The 16,398-nt window shown below is 43.6% G+C and carries 13 protein-coding genes and 1 tRNA gene; 10 read left to right on the top strand and 4 right to left on the bottom strand.

Annotated elements, in window-relative coordinates; genetic code table 11:
- Window positions 1-33 precede the first annotated feature (33 nt).
- Complete coding sequence (locus tag ABR189_RS12640) at window positions 34-1,032, top strand: GRP family sugar transporter (RefSeq protein WP_354660860.1); 999 nt, start codon at window positions 34-36, stop codon at window positions 1,030-1,032.
- A gap of 93 nt (window positions 1,033-1,125) precedes the next feature.
- The gene (locus ABR189_RS12635) at window positions 1,126-1,986 is read left to right on the top strand and encodes an AraC family transcriptional regulator (protein ID WP_354660859.1); all 861 of its coding nucleotides are present in this window, start codon (window positions 1,126-1,128) and stop codon (window positions 1,984-1,986) included.
- Between the two features lie 90 nt (window positions 1,987-2,076).
- On the opposite strand, the gene ABR189_RS12630 is transcribed toward ABR189_RS12635, so the two are convergent.
- Both ABR189_RS12630 and ABR189_RS12625 read right to left on the bottom strand, forming a co-directional pair.
- A tRNA-Leu gene (locus tag ABR189_RS12630) sits at window positions 2,077-2,160 on the bottom strand.
- Window positions 2,161-2,300: 140 nt separating this feature from the next.
- Window positions 2,301-3,113 (bottom strand): 2,3,4,5-tetrahydropyridine-2,6-dicarboxylate N-succinyltransferase, encoded by an 813-nt coding sequence (locus ABR189_RS12625; protein ID WP_354660858.1) that lies wholly within the window; start codon window positions 3,111-3,113, stop codon window positions 2,301-2,303.
- A gap of 99 nt (window positions 3,114-3,212) precedes the next feature.
- Here ABR189_RS12625 and ABR189_RS12620 point away from each other — a divergent pair, with 99 nt between their 5' ends.
- The 5 genes from ABR189_RS12620 (at window position 3,213) to miaA (ending at window position 8,079) form a co-directional block, all read left to right on the top strand.
- Window positions 3,213-4,346 carry a glycosyltransferase family 4 protein gene (locus ABR189_RS12620; protein ID WP_354660857.1) on the top strand — a complete coding sequence of 378 codons (1,134 nt, stop codon included), beginning with the start codon at window positions 3,213-3,215 and terminating at the stop codon, window positions 4,344-4,346.
- Window positions 4,347-4,364: 18 nt separating this feature from the next.
- Entirely contained in the window at window positions 4,365-4,937 is a 573-nt protein-coding gene (locus tag ABR189_RS12615; RefSeq protein WP_354660856.1) for an L-threonylcarbamoyladenylate synthase, read from the top strand.
- Window positions 4,938-5,043: 106 nt separating this feature from the next.
- Entirely contained in the window at window positions 5,044-6,480 is a 1,437-nt protein-coding gene (locus ABR189_RS12610; protein WP_354660855.1) for a CCA tRNA nucleotidyltransferase, read from the top strand.
- A gap of 109 nt (window positions 6,481-6,589) precedes the next feature.
- Window positions 6,590-7,171 carry an IS1096 element passenger TnpR family protein gene (locus ABR189_RS12605; RefSeq protein ID WP_354660854.1) on the top strand — a complete coding sequence of 194 codons (582 nt, stop codon included), beginning with the start codon at window positions 6,590-6,592 and terminating at the stop codon, window positions 7,169-7,171.
- Complete coding sequence (gene miaA, locus ABR189_RS12600; protein ID WP_354660853.1) at window positions 7,171-8,079, top strand: tRNA (adenosine(37)-N6)-dimethylallyltransferase MiaA; 909 nt, start codon at window positions 7,171-7,173, stop codon at window positions 8,077-8,079. Before ABR189_RS12605 ends, miaA begins: the two co-directional genes overlap by 1 nt.
- Window positions 8,080-8,157: 78 nt before the next feature.
- On the opposite strand, the gene ABR189_RS12595 is transcribed toward miaA, so the two are convergent.
- Window positions 8,158-9,723 carry an OmpP1/FadL family transporter gene (locus tag ABR189_RS12595; protein WP_354660852.1) on the bottom strand — a complete coding sequence of 522 codons (1,566 nt, stop codon included), beginning with the start codon at window positions 9,721-9,723 and terminating at the stop codon, window positions 8,158-8,160.
- A gap of 74 nt (window positions 9,724-9,797) precedes the next feature.
- A complete protein-coding gene (locus ABR189_RS12590) occupies window positions 9,798-10,850 on the bottom strand; it encodes a hypothetical protein (RefSeq protein WP_354660851.1) in 1,053 nt (350 codons plus the stop codon).
- A 271-nt stretch (window positions 10,851-11,121) separates the two neighbouring features.
- Here ABR189_RS12590 and proS point away from each other — a divergent pair, with 271 nt between their 5' ends.
- The 3 genes from proS (at window position 11,122) to ABR189_RS12575 (ending at window position 16,398) form a co-directional block, all read left to right on the top strand.
- Window positions 11,122-12,597 (top strand): proline--tRNA ligase, encoded by a 1,476-nt coding sequence (gene proS / locus ABR189_RS12585; RefSeq protein ID WP_354660850.1) that lies wholly within the window; start codon window positions 11,122-11,124, stop codon window positions 12,595-12,597.
- Between the two features lie 112 nt (window positions 12,598-12,709).
- Window positions 12,710-15,640: a sensor histidine kinase gene (locus ABR189_RS12580; protein WP_354660849.1), complete on the top strand. Its 2,931-nt coding sequence runs from the start codon at window positions 12,710-12,712 to the stop codon at window positions 15,638-15,640.
- Window positions 15,637-16,398, top strand: coding sequence for a LytR/AlgR family response regulator transcription factor (locus ABR189_RS12575; RefSeq protein ID WP_078672331.1), 762 nt, complete (start codon window positions 15,637-15,639; stop codon window positions 16,396-16,398). Before ABR189_RS12580 ends, ABR189_RS12575 begins: the two co-directional genes overlap by 4 nt.

Here is a 16,398-nt window from a genome sequence, read left to right as displayed (position 1 = left end):
GGTACCCAAATTACCGAACCAAAATTAGTTGTCATGTTTACAGTAGATACTTATTCCCTGGCTGTTGTTTTATCTGTCTTAACTATGATATGTTGGGGAAGCTGGCCCAATATGCAAAAGCTCGTTAGTAATGGCTGGCGTTTTGAATTATTTTATTGGGACTATGTGCTGGGTATTGTTTTGGTGACATTGTTGTTTGCTTTGACACTGGGGACGATAGGTGACAGTGGCTTATCTTTTACAGAAGACATTAAACAGGCTTCAACAGAAAGTATATTATCGGCCATTACAGGAGGTGTTATTTTTAATGCAGCGAATATTTTGTTTGTAGCGGCAATAGCGGTAGCGGGTATGTCGGTGGCGTTTCCGGTGGGAGCGGGCTTTGGATTGGTGTTGGGGGTGGTTACCAATTATATCGCAATGCCACAGGGTAATACTACTTACTTATTTGCAGGGGTGTTAATGGTGACGGTAGCCATTGTGCTTTCGGCAATCGCTTATAAACGCCTGTCTAATACTAAAAATGAATTTTCTATTAAGGGAATCCTGTTATCACTCATTGCTGGTATATTGTTTGGTTTTTTCTATCGTTTTATTGCAGCAGCTATGTATACTGATTTTACACATCCGCAGGATGGTAAAGTGGGGCCTTATACGGCTACGGTATTATTCAGCTTGGGGGTGTTGCTAAGTAATTTTTTCTTAAATACTATCCTGATGCGCCGGCCAGTGAAGGGGACCGCTGTTGGTTATGCCCGTTATTTCAAAGGTATATATAAGGATCATCTTATGGGGGTACTTGGTGGTGCGATATGGGGAGGAGGGCTGGTATTCAGTATCCTTTCCGCCGGACAGGCAGGTTTTGCTATTTCATTTGGCCTGGGCCAGGGTAATGCCATGATTGCTGCTATATGGGGTGTGTTTGTATGGAAAGAATTCAGGCAAGCACCGACAGGGACCAATAGATTATTATATGCAATGTTTATATTTTATTTTATCGGCCTTGCCCTCATTGTTTATGCAAAAAAATAATATGTCAGCCGAAAGCGACAGATTAACTTTATAACCTGTGGCTGCTTTTTTTCACTTTGATTTATTGCTTTATATTGGGATTTAATTTACAGTATGCAGCCACTTCTTATCAAGGTGAACGTGCCTCAAAAGGCGTCCTTTTCTATTAACCGGTATTGTTATGCCGACCGGTTTCCAGGCATCTGGCATTTTCATGATGAATATGAGTTGACACTTATTGAAGAAAGTACCGGGAGCAGAATGGTAGGGGATCATATAGAACGGTTCAAGGCTGGCGACCTGGTATTTATCGGTAAAAATCTTCCACATACCTGGCGTAACGATGAGCCTAATGCTCAGGGGAAATCAGAGGCGCTGGTAATTCATTTTCTTGAGAATTTTTTGGGAGCGCCGTTTTTTGACTTGCCTGAAATGCATAAAATAAAAAACTTATTAGAGCGATCGAGGCGGGGGATCAAAATCGAAGGTGTTGTTGCAGATCAGGTGGCAACGTTGATGAAACGTATTGAAACTACAACTGGTGTCGATCGCGTATTGGATTTGTTACTTATTCTGAAAGTACTTTCTGAGTATGAAAACCTGGATGTATTATCTTCTGAAGGGTTTACCAATTCGATTAACTATACAGACTCAGACAGATTGAAACGGGTCTATGAGTATATCATGAATAATTTTCAGGAAGATGTAAGTTTATCCAAAGCAGCATCAGTTGCCCATATGAGCCCAACTGCATTTAGTCGGTATTTCAAGGGGCGCACCCGCAAACCCTACACCCAGTTTGTGATTGAAATGAAAATCGGGTATGCCTGCAAGTTATTGATCAATGAAAAAATGTCGGTAGCAGAAGTTTGTTACCAGAGCGGCTTTCAAAATCTGTCTAATTTTAACCAGCAATTTAAGTCTATTACCAACCTGACGCCGAAAAAGTACCAGTCCATGCATGCGGCGAAGTAGGTCAAATTCGTAAGAGGAAATAAGGATAGAAACAGGAAAGATAGTAAAACAAAAAAGGCTTGTAAGTAATCTTACAAGCCTTTTTTCAGGTGCCCAGAACTGGATTCGAACCAGCACACCGTTGCCGGCGCTGCGACCTGAACACAGTGCGTCTACCAATTTCGCCATCTGGGCATCATGTCCGTGTTAGGGAGTGCAAATGTAAGTGCTTTTTTAAAAATTCCAAATTTTCTACTTAGAAAAAAGAGAGATTTTTTTATTTTATGGTAGATAGTCAACGTGTTATCGTCGTTAACTATCTACCATGAGTGTGTTTATACAGATATGCTGAACTCACGTAAAGTGTCATTCAGACTTGTTTTAAGGTCTGTAGATGCTTTTCTTTGTCCGATGATCAGGGCACAGGATACCTGATATTCTCCGGCAGGGAATTTTTTGGTATAAGTACCTGGAATTACCACGCTGCGGGCAGGTACATAACCTTTGTACTCTACGGGTGTGCTGCCGCTTACATCTATGATCTTGGTAGATTGGGTCAATACCACATTTGCACCCAATACGGCTTCTTTTTCTACTCTTACTCCTTCTACTACAATACAGCGGGAGCCAATAAAACAACCATCTTCAATAATTACCGGACTGGCTTGCAATGGTTCCAGTACACCACCAATACCTACACCACCACTCAGGTGCACATTTTTTCCAATTTGTGCACAGGAGCCTACGGTAGCCCAGGTATCTACCATGGTACCTTCATCTACATAAGCACCAATGTTTACATACGAAGGCATTAATATCACGCCTTTGGCCAGATAAGCGCCATAGCGGGCTACTGCATGCGGTACTACACGTACACAAAGGTCCTTATAATTAGTTTTCAGCTTCATTTTATCGTAGAACTCAAATGGAGGGAGGTCCATGGTTTCCATAGGCTGTATGGAAAAATACATCAGGATAGCCTGTTTTACCCATTCATTTACCTGCCAGCCGGTACCAGTGGGCGCTGCCACTCTTAAATTACCTTTGTCTACTGCTTCAATGACCGCCTTTACCGCATCTGTGTACTGCGTTTCCTGCAACAGTTTGCGGTCGTTCCAGGCAGCCAGTATTTGTTGTTGTAAATCCATTTTTTAAGTTTTTGCAAACATAATACGTATTGTTCAATTGTTATATGGTTATCTTGCGCCATTATTATATATACCAGATTCAACTGCTGTTATACAACAATGAATATCGCATTTGATGCCAAACGGGCATTCCAGAATAATACAGGACTGGGTAATTACAGCCGCACCCTTATCCAGTCGCTCGTCAAAGGCTATCCTGCACATAGCTGGTACCTGTTTGCGCCCAAGCAAACATCGATGTTCCTGCCAGCTGCGCCTGCCAGGGTGGTGGTACCTGAAAAAATAGTACACCGCTGGTTTAAATCCGCCTGGAGAAGCAAATATGTGGTAAAGGAGCTGCAGGAGTATAAAATAGACCTCTATCACGGCCTGAGCCACGAAATTCCTTTTGGCATCCATGAAAGTGGGGTGAAAAGCGTGGTCACAATGCACGATCTGATCTTTGAACGGTATCCGGGACAATACAATCCTATAGATGTCTTTACCTATCGCCGCAAGGCCAGGTACGCCTGTCGCCATGCCGACAGGATTATAGCGATCAGTGAGCAGACCAAGCAGGATATTATTACTTATTATCAGATACCTGCCGAAAAAATAGCGGTGGCATACCAGAGCTGTGATCCTGCTTTCAGTATCCATCATAGCCCCGTAGAGCTGGCGCAGCTCCGGGCTAAGTATAACCTGCCCCACAGGTATTTTCTGTATGTAGGCTCGGTAATTGAGCGTAAAAACCTGCTGGGCGTGGTAAAAGCCATGCAATTGCTGCAGGGCACCCTGTCTATTCCCCTGGTGATCCTGGGAAATGGAAGTAGCTATAAAAAGAAAGTGAAGGAGTTCATTGCGGCAAATGGCCTGGAACAACAGGTAATATGGTTGAATGAACAAGCCCGGTTGGATTTTACTGAAGTGCCTGTATTATACCAGGGAGCTACTGCATTGTTATATCCTTCTGTTTTTGAAGGATTTGGGATTCCTATTCTGGAAGCTTTGTGCAGCCTTACCCCGGTGATTACTTCCCAGGGCTCTTGCTTTGGCGAAACGGGCGGGGATGCTGCTTTGTATATAGACCCGCTCCAGCCTGAAACACTGGCAGCGGCTATGCAACGGGTGGCTACGGATACTGCCCTGGTTAATACGATGAAAGAGAAAGGATGGGCACATGCACAGCATTTTACACCGGAAAAATGTGCAGCAGGGGTCATGCAGGTGTATGAAGCAGTTGGAAGAACATAAAACCATTTATAAATTAGTATGGACGCGTTTGAAAAGGACATCACCGCTTCTTTGCAGGTGCTTAGAACAGGAGGGCTGATTTTGTATCCCACAGATACTATCTGGGGGATCGGATGTGATGCTACAGATGAAGCGGCAGTTAGTAAAATATTTGCCCTGAAGGAAAGGAGCGAAAGTAAGAGCCTGGTGGTATTGTTGGCTGATGTAAGAGACCTGCTGCAGTATGTAGCTCATCCGCATCCGGGGCTGGCTGATATTATTGCCGGATTTGAACGACCCACAACAGTTATTTATGAAGGGGCATTGGGATTTGCGCCCAATGTGATCAATGAGGATGGGAGTATCGCTATCCGGATTGTAAAGGAACCTTTTTGCCGCCATCTGATAAAACGGTTACGTAAACCATTGGTATCCACTTCGGCCAATATCAGTGGGCAGCCGGCGCCGGGTATGTTTAAAGAGGTGGCGCCGGCTATACGTAATGGTGTGGATTATATTGTGGAATACCGGCAATCGGAAGCGGCTGCGCATACCGCTTCAAGGATCGTCAGAATAAGACAGGACGGGTCCCTGGATATCATCCGGGACTAGCCCGGAAGGAGTACCTGTATGCAAATGGGAATTGCCAAAAGCTAATTATTAAAATTCTGTTACTTTTGCGCCTCCAAAGCATAACAATAAAGCGTATTTTTTATATATGATCAGCAAAAAGCCGATTGACATCCCCTGTACTTTGCAGGAAAGGAAAGTGTTGGAAAAGATAGCGTTGGCTGCCCAAGGCCTGGGTGTGCCTGCCTACCTGATTGGCGGCTTTGTGCGCGACAAACTACTGGAACGGAGAACGAAAGATATGGATGTGGTGTGTGTAGGGGATGGTATTGCCCTGGCACATGCGGTGGCAGAAAGTCTGGGTGAACAGGTGCCGGTAAACTTTTTTAAAACCTACGGTACTGCACAGATAAAGTGGAATGACCTCGAAATTGAATTTGTAGGGGCCCGTAAAGAAAGCTACCGGCAGCATTCCCGGAATCCGGAGGTAATGGCCGGTACGCTGCGGGATGACCAGTTGCGCCGTGATTTTACGATCAATGCACTGGCTATCAGCCTCAATGATGACGATTATGGCACGTTGCTTGATCCTTTTAACGGACTGGCCGACCTGGAACAAAAAATAATCCGTACACCACTGGAACCGGCACAAACATTTAGTGATGATCCATTGCGTATGATGCGGGCTATCCGCTTTGCTTCCCAGCTCCAGTTTAATATCAGTGAACCGGCATTTACAGCAATACAGGAAAATGCGGAGCGGATTAAAATTATTTCCCAGGAACGTATTACGGATGAACTCAATAAAATAATGCTTTCCGCCAAACCTTCGGTAGGGCTGGACTTATTATATAAAGGGGGCTTGCTGAAAATTATTTTCCCGCAGATGATTGACCTGGTAGGTGTGGAAACCCAGGATGGAAAAGGACACAAGGATAACTTTTATCATACCCTGCAGGTAATAGATAATATTGCCCGCAATACACATGATTTATGGTTGCGCTGGGCGGCACTCCTGCATGACATTGGCAAGCCCGCTACCAAAAAATTTGAGCCCGGACATGGCTGGACATTTCACGGGCATGATGCGGTGGGGGGTAAAATGGTGCCGCGTATTTTTGCCAGACTAAAATTACCACAGCACGAAAAGATGCGCCTGGTAAAAAAATTGGTAGAATTGCACCTGCGCCCAATCGGACTTACGAAAGAAAATATAACAGATTCGGCCATACGCAGGCTGCTGTTTGATGCGGGAGATGATATAGATGCACTGATGATGCTGTGTGAGGCAGATATTACCTCTAAAAATAAAGCGAAAGTAAAGCGTTACCTGGAGAATTTTGAACTGGTGCGCCAGCGGTTGAAAGAGGTGGAAGAAAGTGACCGTATACGCAATTGGCAACCTCCGGTAACCGGAGAACTGATCATGGAAACTTTCGGGTTATCTCCCTGCCGTCAGGTGGGAGATCTTAAAAATGCTATCCGGGAAGCCATTCTGGATGGGGAAATTGCCAATACCTACGAGGCAGCGTATGCTTTTATGCTGGAAAAAGCCAAAGCATTCAATCTGACCCCAGTTAAATAAAAGTGGTAATTTTACATAATTGAAGGAATAATAAATCAATCGCTGTAGTTTGCGCTTTAGATAAAACACAGAGATATTCAGATATTTATAAACTTATAACCAAATTGTCATGCCGGTTTTGAAATTCAGAGTATACTGGGAAGAAGATGAAAGTGTTTACAGAGACATTGCCATTAAACCTAACCAGACTTTTCTACAATTTCATCAAGCAATATTGTTGTCTTTTGAATTTGATAATAAACATAAGGCCACGTTTTTCCGCAGCAATGATAACTGGCAGCGGGGCAGGGAAATCATACTGGAACATGATAAACAACCCCGTAAGGCAGAGCCATTATTAATGGCGGATACAATGATTGCTGCGGCAGTAAAGGATCCTAACCAGAAGTTTATTTATCTCTATGATTTTGCTAAAAACTGGTCTTTCCTGGTAGAATTGATTGGCGTATCCAAAGATGAAAATGCAAAAATTACCTACCCTGTTTGCATGCGTAAAGAAGGACTGGCGCCGAGCCAATATGGTACTAAAGGACTGGTAGGGGATAAGCTGGTGGAAATGGAAGAGAAATATGACCTGAATAAAGAAGGTATGGCAGAAGATGGATTTGGGGAAGAAGGGGAGGATGGTGCCGGTGGCAATGATAATGAAGAGGCGGAAGAGTTCGGTACGGAGGAAGAAAATATGTTTTAGTGAACAAAAAAACAATGATTGTATTAGCGGGGCCTACTGCCTCAGGTAAAACTGCGCTGGCTATACGTATAGCCGAACAGTTTAATACCGCAGTGATCTCCGCCGATTCCCGCCAGTGTTTTAAGGAAATATCTATAGGTACTGCCAAACCCTCACTTCAGGAATTGCAGGAAGTACCGCATTATTTTATAGATTCTCATGCTATAACGACAGAAGTAAGTGCGGGCATATTTGAAAAGCTGGCCTTGCAGTATGCCGCAGCAATCTTTTCGCAGCAGGATGTTGCCGTGATGTGCGGTGGTACAGGACTGTATATCCGCGCTTTTTGCGAAGGCATAGATGATATGCCTGCGGTACCTCCAGGTATCCGCGATGCACTGAATGCTCAATATGAAGCACATGGGCTATCCTGGCTGCAGCAACAGCTGGTACAACGTGATCCGGTGTTTTATGCTACAGCGGAAACGCAAAATCCACAACGATTGCTAAGAGCATTGGAAATCCTGGAAGCTACGGGACAATCGATTACTACCTTCCGTTCTGCCGGTCGCACCAAAAGGGACTTCAATATTGTTAAAGTAGGTATTACATTACCCAAAGAATTTTTACATCACCATATCAACCGGCGGGTGGATCAAATGATGGCTGCCGGACTGGTGGAAGAAGTAAAATCAGTTTTGCCTTATCGGGAACACAATGCTTTACGCACGGTAGGATATCAGGAAATATTTGATTACCTGGATGGTAAACTTAGCCTGGATGCTGCTGTAGAAGCGATTAAAGTACATACCCGCCAATATGCCAAAAGACAGTTAACCTGGTTTCGTAAAGACCCGGATATCGTTTGGTTTGACGCAAGGGATGCTGCAGGGATTATGGCTCACCTGAACAGGGCAGTGGCAGAATAATCGTCATACTTACTATAAAAAAGAAGGCTGTCTGATGATATTTCAGACAGCCTTCTTTTTCTATTAACAGTTGATAAATCAGAATTTAAAACCGATAGTGGCTACTACTGCACCGCCGGAACGGTCTATTGCAGCTGGCTTAACAGGCATGCCATCGTCCTGTGCTAAAAAATATGGGTAGTATTCATCATTGGCCAGGGTGTGCACGTAGGTAAGATCTACAAAGAAACCCCTGTTACGATATCCTACACCACCACTGATTTTTTTAACACTGGCATCTACACTGGCATGCTGGTAAGGGTCACCATAGTAGGCAAACCCACCTCTTACTGCCAGCGTGGTAAATTTCAATTCACCGCCTATACGTACATTCACCGTGCTTTTATACAGGTTGCTGATAGAGGCATTCATCGCCTTGCCCTGGTCCTGTATTTCTGCCGATCCTTTATATTTGTATTTGCTGGTGGCATAATTTACATATTCCACATCCGCAGTAATAAATCCGTGCTGTTTGCTGATGTCTGGGTTAGTACCAAAAATATAAGATACACTACCTAATGCTTTCAACGGTGTACGGTAACTGTACTCAAATTCTACAGGGCCACCATCCTCAATTACATCGCCGGTAGTCTGGTAGTTCTCGTTTTTGCCAGTTACCGGAGAAACAAAGTTTTCCGTGTTCACCAGCAATCCGGCACTGCTTACATCTTTCATATTATACCAGGTGGGGGTATGAAAGGCTGCACCTATACGAAGGTTGCTGGTAGCTGCATAAATAGCACCCAGTTTTATATTCACACCCAGACCATCTGTTTTACGGTCGGAGATCAATTCAAAGAAATCAAATTCATTACTGTTATTGCCGCTGATATCATCTTCGGCATATTCCCGGTGACTTTCATAGTGAATATTGGAGATATTGATACTACCACCAATATAAAGTCTGTCCATATAGTTGCCGGCAAAACCTATAGCAAATTCATCCATGCCACCCTTTTCTTCTAGACGGTCCTGTTGCAATAAGCCTGTTCTGGGATTTACCCGGGTTTTATACCCATTGGGAGCTCCATTACTCAGTGCCGTGTCTACCAGGAAGGTATTAAACGCAAGGGAAGCCCCCAGGGGATAGTCTTTACCAGCCCTGTCGTAAGGTACATTGTTAAAAGCAAGGTCTTCCAGCCAACGTTCTGTCAGGGAATGCTCGTTGTTATTCGCCTTTGTAAATTGTTTATTATTGAAATTGGCCACCCTGTTATAGCCCAGGGATACACTGAAGTTTTTCCAGGCCGACTTAGTAGGAGTAGGCATACCAAATACCACCCCTATATTAGGCAGTTGCATGCCCGACCTGGACTCATCAGGGGTAGTGCTGCCACGGTAGGTGGCACTGCTGTTAATAAAATAATAACCAGGAGAAATGACGAATTCGTTTGTCCGGAAAAAACCAAGCCCCGCAGGGTTTACATGCGCTGCAGAATAATCTCCTCCAAGTGATCCCATTGCACCACCAATAGCTTGTGCGCGGGCAGTTCCACCTGGTGTAGTACGGCTGTATCTTAGTGCATCCGTTTCATCTTGTGCAAATACCTGTACTGAAATACCAATGCTGAGCGCCAATAAAAGACCTGTGATCTTTTTATTCATCTTATAAACAGTTATTATTTAGGAAATGCGTATAAAATACCCCGGGTTGGAGGCCCGGGGTATATCAAAAAAATTTATCTGCCGCCTCTCGGAAATGATCTGGTAGGAGTACCGCCACCTGAACCTCCTGAAGAGCTACCGGAAGAACCGGAACTGCTAGGGAAGCTTCTGGTAGGGGCGCTTTGCTGAGGCGGAGGATTGTAGGCAGGCCTGCTGGGCTGACTGCTCCGCTCAAATGTTCTGATAGGTGCACGGTTACCACCGCTGTTACCACCATTATTGCCTGGATTGATTACCGGCCTTTCTGAAGGGGAAGTATTGAATACTCTCCTTGGTGTATTACGGGAAGGAGTGTAGTTGCCTCCGTTATTACCTGCATTAGGATTAGCGTTGTTGAAAACCCTTACCGGTGCATTGCCATTACCGGTACCTGTTCTTGGTGTATAGCTGCTGCCACGGCCGTATACACGGGAATTGGTAGAACCGCCGGGGCCATAGGAATTAGAAGGACGTGGTTTATAGTAACCACCGCCATACCATCCATTGCCATAACCATAGCCATAGTGTCCACCACCGTACCAGCCACCGCCATAGTATGGATAGCCACCATACCATCCACTGCCGTACCAGGGATTATATCCCCAGCCACCGCCATAAGCCCATGGTCTGTAGCCACCCCATCCCCAGCCTAAGCTGATGCTGATGGAATTACCCCAATAGCTGCCATAAGGATATCCCCAGGAAGAACCCCAGTAAGGATTCATCATGCCGTATCCCCATCCGCCAGCACCATAATAATTATTTACATAGACATTGGAACCATATCCATCATCCCCCCAGTAAGAACCGGTATAGTTATTCCTGAACCGGTCTATCCGGCGGGAATAATCTCCCTGATCCTCATCCTGGTAAGTCACATAATTCCCATCTTCCACACTGTCGTCTGTGGAGGTATATGTTTCCTGGTTATCGTAGCTGCGTTGATCGTTGTTATTAGCTGCGGCATAGGTCCGCTGGGCACGCGGGGAATAATATACATCATCCGGCGTATGTGCGGTTTGATACGCAGTAGTACAGCTGCTTAACATAAGCACCCCCGCCACTGCTGTATATAATATCGTTTTCATTTATTATGATTTTTTAGGCTGAAATATATAGTAAATTTACTCTTTTTTAACGGATTTAACCTCCAGAAAGTTACAATAACATGCAATTCTAATATAATTTTAACGGGTTGTTTGCCTGTTTATGTTTTTCATGTAGGTTTGTGAGCTTTTCTTTTTATATTAAATTACAAAAATTAAGCCATATTATAATATCTTGGAGCGGTAAAATTTGCCCAACTAGATAAGTTAACAGCATTATAAGACAAAAGTATATAAATAAGTATTTTCAGTTATGAGTAAAGAGATTACAGCCCGTTCGGAAGATTATTCTAAGTGGTATAACGACCTGGTTTTGAAAGGTGGCCTGGCAGATTATTCTGCCGTACGGGGATGTATGGTAATTAAGCCATATGGTTTTGCCTTGTGGGAAGGCATGCGTGATGTATTGGATAGCAAGTTTAAGGAAACCGGTCACCAGAACGCTTATTTTCCACTCTTTATCCCGAAAAGCTTTTTAAGTAAGGAAGCGGCCCACGTAGAAGGGTTTGCAAAAGAATGTGCTGTAGTTACGCATTACCGTTTGATGAATGATCCTAATGGTGGAGGAATTGTAGTAGACCCTGAAGCCAGATTGGAAGAGGAACTGATTGTTCGTCCCACTTCTGAAACGATTATCTGGAATACTTATAAAGACTGGATTCAGTCTTACCGCGATCTGCCCCTGCTGATTAACCAATGGGCCAACGTGGTACGCTGGGAAATGCGTACACGCCTGTTTTTGCGTACAGCTGAATTTCTCTGGCAGGAAGGCCACACTGCCCATGCTACTGCTGAAGAAGCGATTGCAGAAACGAGGCAGATGCTGGAAGTATATGCCGACTTTGCGGAAAACTATATGGCTTTACCGGTAATTAAGGGTGTAAAATCTCCTGCTGAAAGGTTTGCCGGTGCTATTGATACCTATTGTATTGAAGCGTTGATGCAGGATGGTAAAGCTCTGCAAGCAGGCACTTCTCATTTTCTTGGCCAGAATTTTGCGAAAGCTTTTGACGTGCAGTTCTCCAATAAGGAAAATAAACTGGAATATGTTTGGGCTACATCCTGGGGGGTATCTACCCGTCTGGTAGGGGCGCTGGTAATGGCACATAGTGATGACGATGGCTTGATCCTGCCACCCCGGATTGCACCGATACAGGTGGTGATTGTACCTATCTACAAAGGCGCGGATCAAAAAGCAGCGCTGGATGAAAAGGTGATGGAAATAGTGAAGGCACTGAAAGCTGCTGGTATCCGTGTTAAATACGATGATAATGATAATTCCCGTCCAGGCTGGAAATTTGCAGAATATGAAATGAAAGGGGTGCCTGTGCGTATCGCTATCGGTGCCAGGGATCTGGAGAATAAAGCTGTGGAAGTAGCCCGGCGTGATACAAAAGAAAAATCCAGCCTGCCGCTGGACGGATTGGCTGCAAGTATACAAAGCCTGCTGGAAGAAATTCAGCAAAGCATGTATAACAAAGCCAAAACATACCAGCAGGAACATATCACACCGGCAAATTCATTTGAAGAGTTTGAAAAACTTCTCGATGAAAAAGGTGGCTTTATTGCAGCCCATTGGGACGGTACAGCCGAAACGGAAGAACAGATTAAAGAGCGCACTAAAGCGACTATCCGTTGTATTCCTTTGAACAACCCACAGGAAGAAGGTGTTTGTATCTTAAGTGGCAAACCTTCTAAAGAAAGAGTCCTGTTTGCTCGTGCATACTAGGTTTTGGTAGAAAAATATGTGAAAAGGAGCTTAGTGGCGGGTAATAATTGCCTGCCACTGGTTTTCTTAAAACAAATGCACCAATTAACCAATTAACGTTTAATTTTAACTGATGTCCATTATCCGCTGTATACTGCTATGGATGCTGGCCTTCTTTTACTTAAGCCCGCAAGTGAGTGCCCAGGGCCTCATGATCCGGAACTATAATGTAAAGGATGGCCTGGCCAATGCTACTGTATACGCTGCTGCCCAGGATAGGGACGGTTTTATATGGTTTGCTACGCCTACAGGGGTCAGCAAGTTTGATGGAAAACGCTTTCGCAACTATTCTAAAAAGGATGGTCTTACCGATAATGATATCATCAAACTGGCTACCGATTCTAAAAACAAAATCTGGTTCTTTACCCTCAATGGTAAGCCCTCCTTCTACGATAATTTTTATGTTCATAACGAGAACAACGATTCGTCTCTGGAATTTAACAGCCGCAGCCATTATATGCAATATGCATTTGAAGATGGTGCCGGCCATACCTGGTTCCTGAACTCCAATAACAGGATCATTCAGTACAATGGAAAAAAGACTACCTATGATAAGCTGGGGGCATTGGAAACAGACCTGTTTTATTTTCTGCGTAATGACAGTATCTTCAGGCCATTGCAGAACAGTTTTCATCTAACCACGCTGAATGACCCTAATAACCCACTACAAAAGATATTTTCCGTACCTACATCCCCGATAGATGATGAGGTGTTTGCTGCCAGAATAAGAAAGCATCCTGTGGTCATTATCCGGAATACCCTTTTTAGCTACACCGCAAAAGATGCTGTATGCTTTTTCAATGGGAAAGATTGGGGAATTAAGGAAGAAATCAGCAACGTTTGCCTGGATAATGATAACCTGTGGATAGGAACACAAAGGGCACTTTATTACATAAAAGACTATTTCAAAGGAGAAACGAAGATCAGCAAGCTGCTGGATAATCACTATATCACCTCCCTATTAAAAGACAGGGACGGCAATATATGGATCACTACTTTTGGTGATGGGGTATATAACATTCCCTATAAGAATTTCTATTTCAGCTACCTGGATAATACCAATGGCCTTTACTCGCACTCCATTTTTAGTATTTACAAGGATAAAAAAACGGATATGCTCCTGGTAGGCCAGAATGCGGGCATCCTGAATACAATCAATAAAAATGGCGCTATCCGCCAATATACCCTGGATACGGCCGGTGGGCGTAATAGCATCCTCAGCATACTGCCCTATAAAGACAATAATCTGCTGATAGGCACAGATAATGCATTGTTTCAGTTCAATACTTCCACAGAAAAAGTGACCTTACTCAAGGCGATTAAAATGTTTAAGGAAATGGATATTTCCCCATCAGGAAAAATCCGGATCGCGGCAAAAAATCAGGTCATCACCCTGGATGATTATGCGATTAGTGATGTGGAAACCCTGGTTACTTCGGTGGCATGTATTGACGATTCTTCTTATTACGTAGGCACAAGCAATGGCCTGTATTATTGCACAGATGCTACTCGCAGACTGATCCCCCTTACATCTGACAGCCGGCTGAAGGAAAGCATTAAGGACCTTAAATGGATTGATGGCTACCTGTGGATAGGAACCAGTGATCATGGCATCTATGTGATGCGCAACAACAATGTTATAAAACATATGTCCTCTGCCAATAAACTGGCCAGCGACATTTGTCAGCAATTGTATTATGATGGCATCGGACGCTTATATGTTGCTACCGACAGGGGAGTATCGGTGATTGATGTAAAAGACCGGTTTATTATCCGGAATATTACCTCAAATGATGGATTGATGTCAGACGATATCCGGGGAGTATATTACCAGGAGGGGCTTTTGTATATAGCCACCTCTAACGGGCTCTGCTACTTTAAAGACAATAATTTACCGGTAGACTCGATTCCTCCCAAGGTATACCTGAACAATGTCCGGTATGGCGACAGCACCTATCTGCCTAGAAAAGAGTTTGTACACCTGTTTCAGCGTAAATCATCTTTTGAAGCAGAGTTTGGCGCTATTGTGTTTGATTTGCCGGAAATGGTGGAATACCAGTATAATTTTTCCGGTGATACGACCAGTGGATGGGTAACCACCATGTCTAATATTATCCCGTTCCCCGATTTACAACCAGGTAGTTATAAGCTGCTGGTCAGGGCCAGGAAATATAAAAGTGGATGGAGTGTGCCGGTAGGTATTAATGTCAGCATCTTACCGCAATGGTATCAGCAATGGTGGGCAAGGGGGATCCTTATCCTGGTAGGAGTGCTGCTTATCCTGGTAGTATTGCGCTTTATTGTAAAAAGAATTAAACAGGGCGAGAAAAGGAAAACCGAGTACAACCGCCGCATTGCAGAGCTGGAGGCAAAAGCGCTTACCAATCAGATGAATCCGCACTTCATCTTTAACTCCCTGAATTCCGTACAGCACCTGATTCTGGAGAAGGAAGAAAAGCAGGCACTTAACTTTTTGGCGGATTTTGCTACCTTAATGCGTCAGATGCTCAATAACTCCCGGAAATCGTATATATCTCTGGAAGAAGAAGTGGCTTTCCTGACCCGATACCTGGAGTTGGAGAAGATAAGGTTTGCACATTCCTTTACTTACCATTTTGTAATGGAAGATGAATTAAAAGATTATACCATATATATTCCACCTATGATCATACAGCCTATAGTGGAAAATGCTATTAAGCATGGCTTAGCCCCCAAAACAATAAGCGGACACCTGGAAATAAGGATGGAAATGGTAGATGACCTGCTATATTGCTCTGTGGATGATGACGGAATTGGCTGGGATCGTTCCAATAGCATTAAGACCAGCCGCTTGATCAAGCACGAATCTACTGCTTTAAGTGTCATTAAGGAAAGGTTGCAGATTATAAAATCTTTTAATGGAAGTGTTGGAAAGTTAGAAATTATTGATAAATTTAAATCTGGTTTCGGCAATAAGGAAGGTACCTTGGTTGAAATCCTGATTCCCATTGTTAAAATGTTATGAGTAATATTAAAGCTGCGATTGTAGACGATGAGGTCCGCAACATTCATATTCTGCGAAATATCCTGGAAAACTATTGTAAAGACGTTACAGTAGTAGGAGAGGCGCAAAATATCAATGAGGCGGCAGAAATGATTAAGAATAACCCCATAGACGTTTTATTCCTAGACATTGAGATGCCTCCTCATAACGGGTTTCAGTTACTTGAAATGTTTCCCGTTCTTAATTTTGAAGTAATCTTTATTACAGCCTTTCAGGAGTATGCCCTGCAAGCCATTAAATTTGCTGCGCTGGATTATTTGCTCAAGCCGATTAAGGTAAGTGAAGTGGAGGATGCGCTGGAAAAAGTAAAGAAGAGCAAAAAAGGGCGGCTGAATGAACTGGCATCTATTCTGAAAGACTATGTAAAAAACAACGATAACGCATTTTCCAAAATCGTTATCCCGGTGAATGATGGGTATAACGTGATAGATCTGAAAGATATTATTTATTGTGAGGCTTTTGACAGCTATACTAAAATACAGCTCATCAATAACGTATCCCACCTGATTTCCAAATCACTGAAAGAGTATGAAGAAATGTTATCCGATAAAGGGTTTTACCGGGTACATAAGTCCTTTTTGATTAATATCCATCATATTGTTAAGATTATCAAAGGATTGGGTACAGCTGTTGTAATGAGTGATCAGAAGAATATTCCCATTTCCTCCCGTAAAAAAGATGAATTCTTTACCCAGCTGAAAGGGGTAATCAACCTGTAG

This window comes from Chitinophaga sp. H8 (genome assembly GCF_040567655.1).
GTDB classification, from domain to species: Bacteria; Bacteroidota; Bacteroidia; order Chitinophagales; family Chitinophagaceae; genus Chitinophaga; species Chitinophaga defluvii.
The sequence above is the reverse complement of the archived record's forward strand: the minus strand, read 5'-3'. Positions and strand labels throughout refer to the sequence as shown.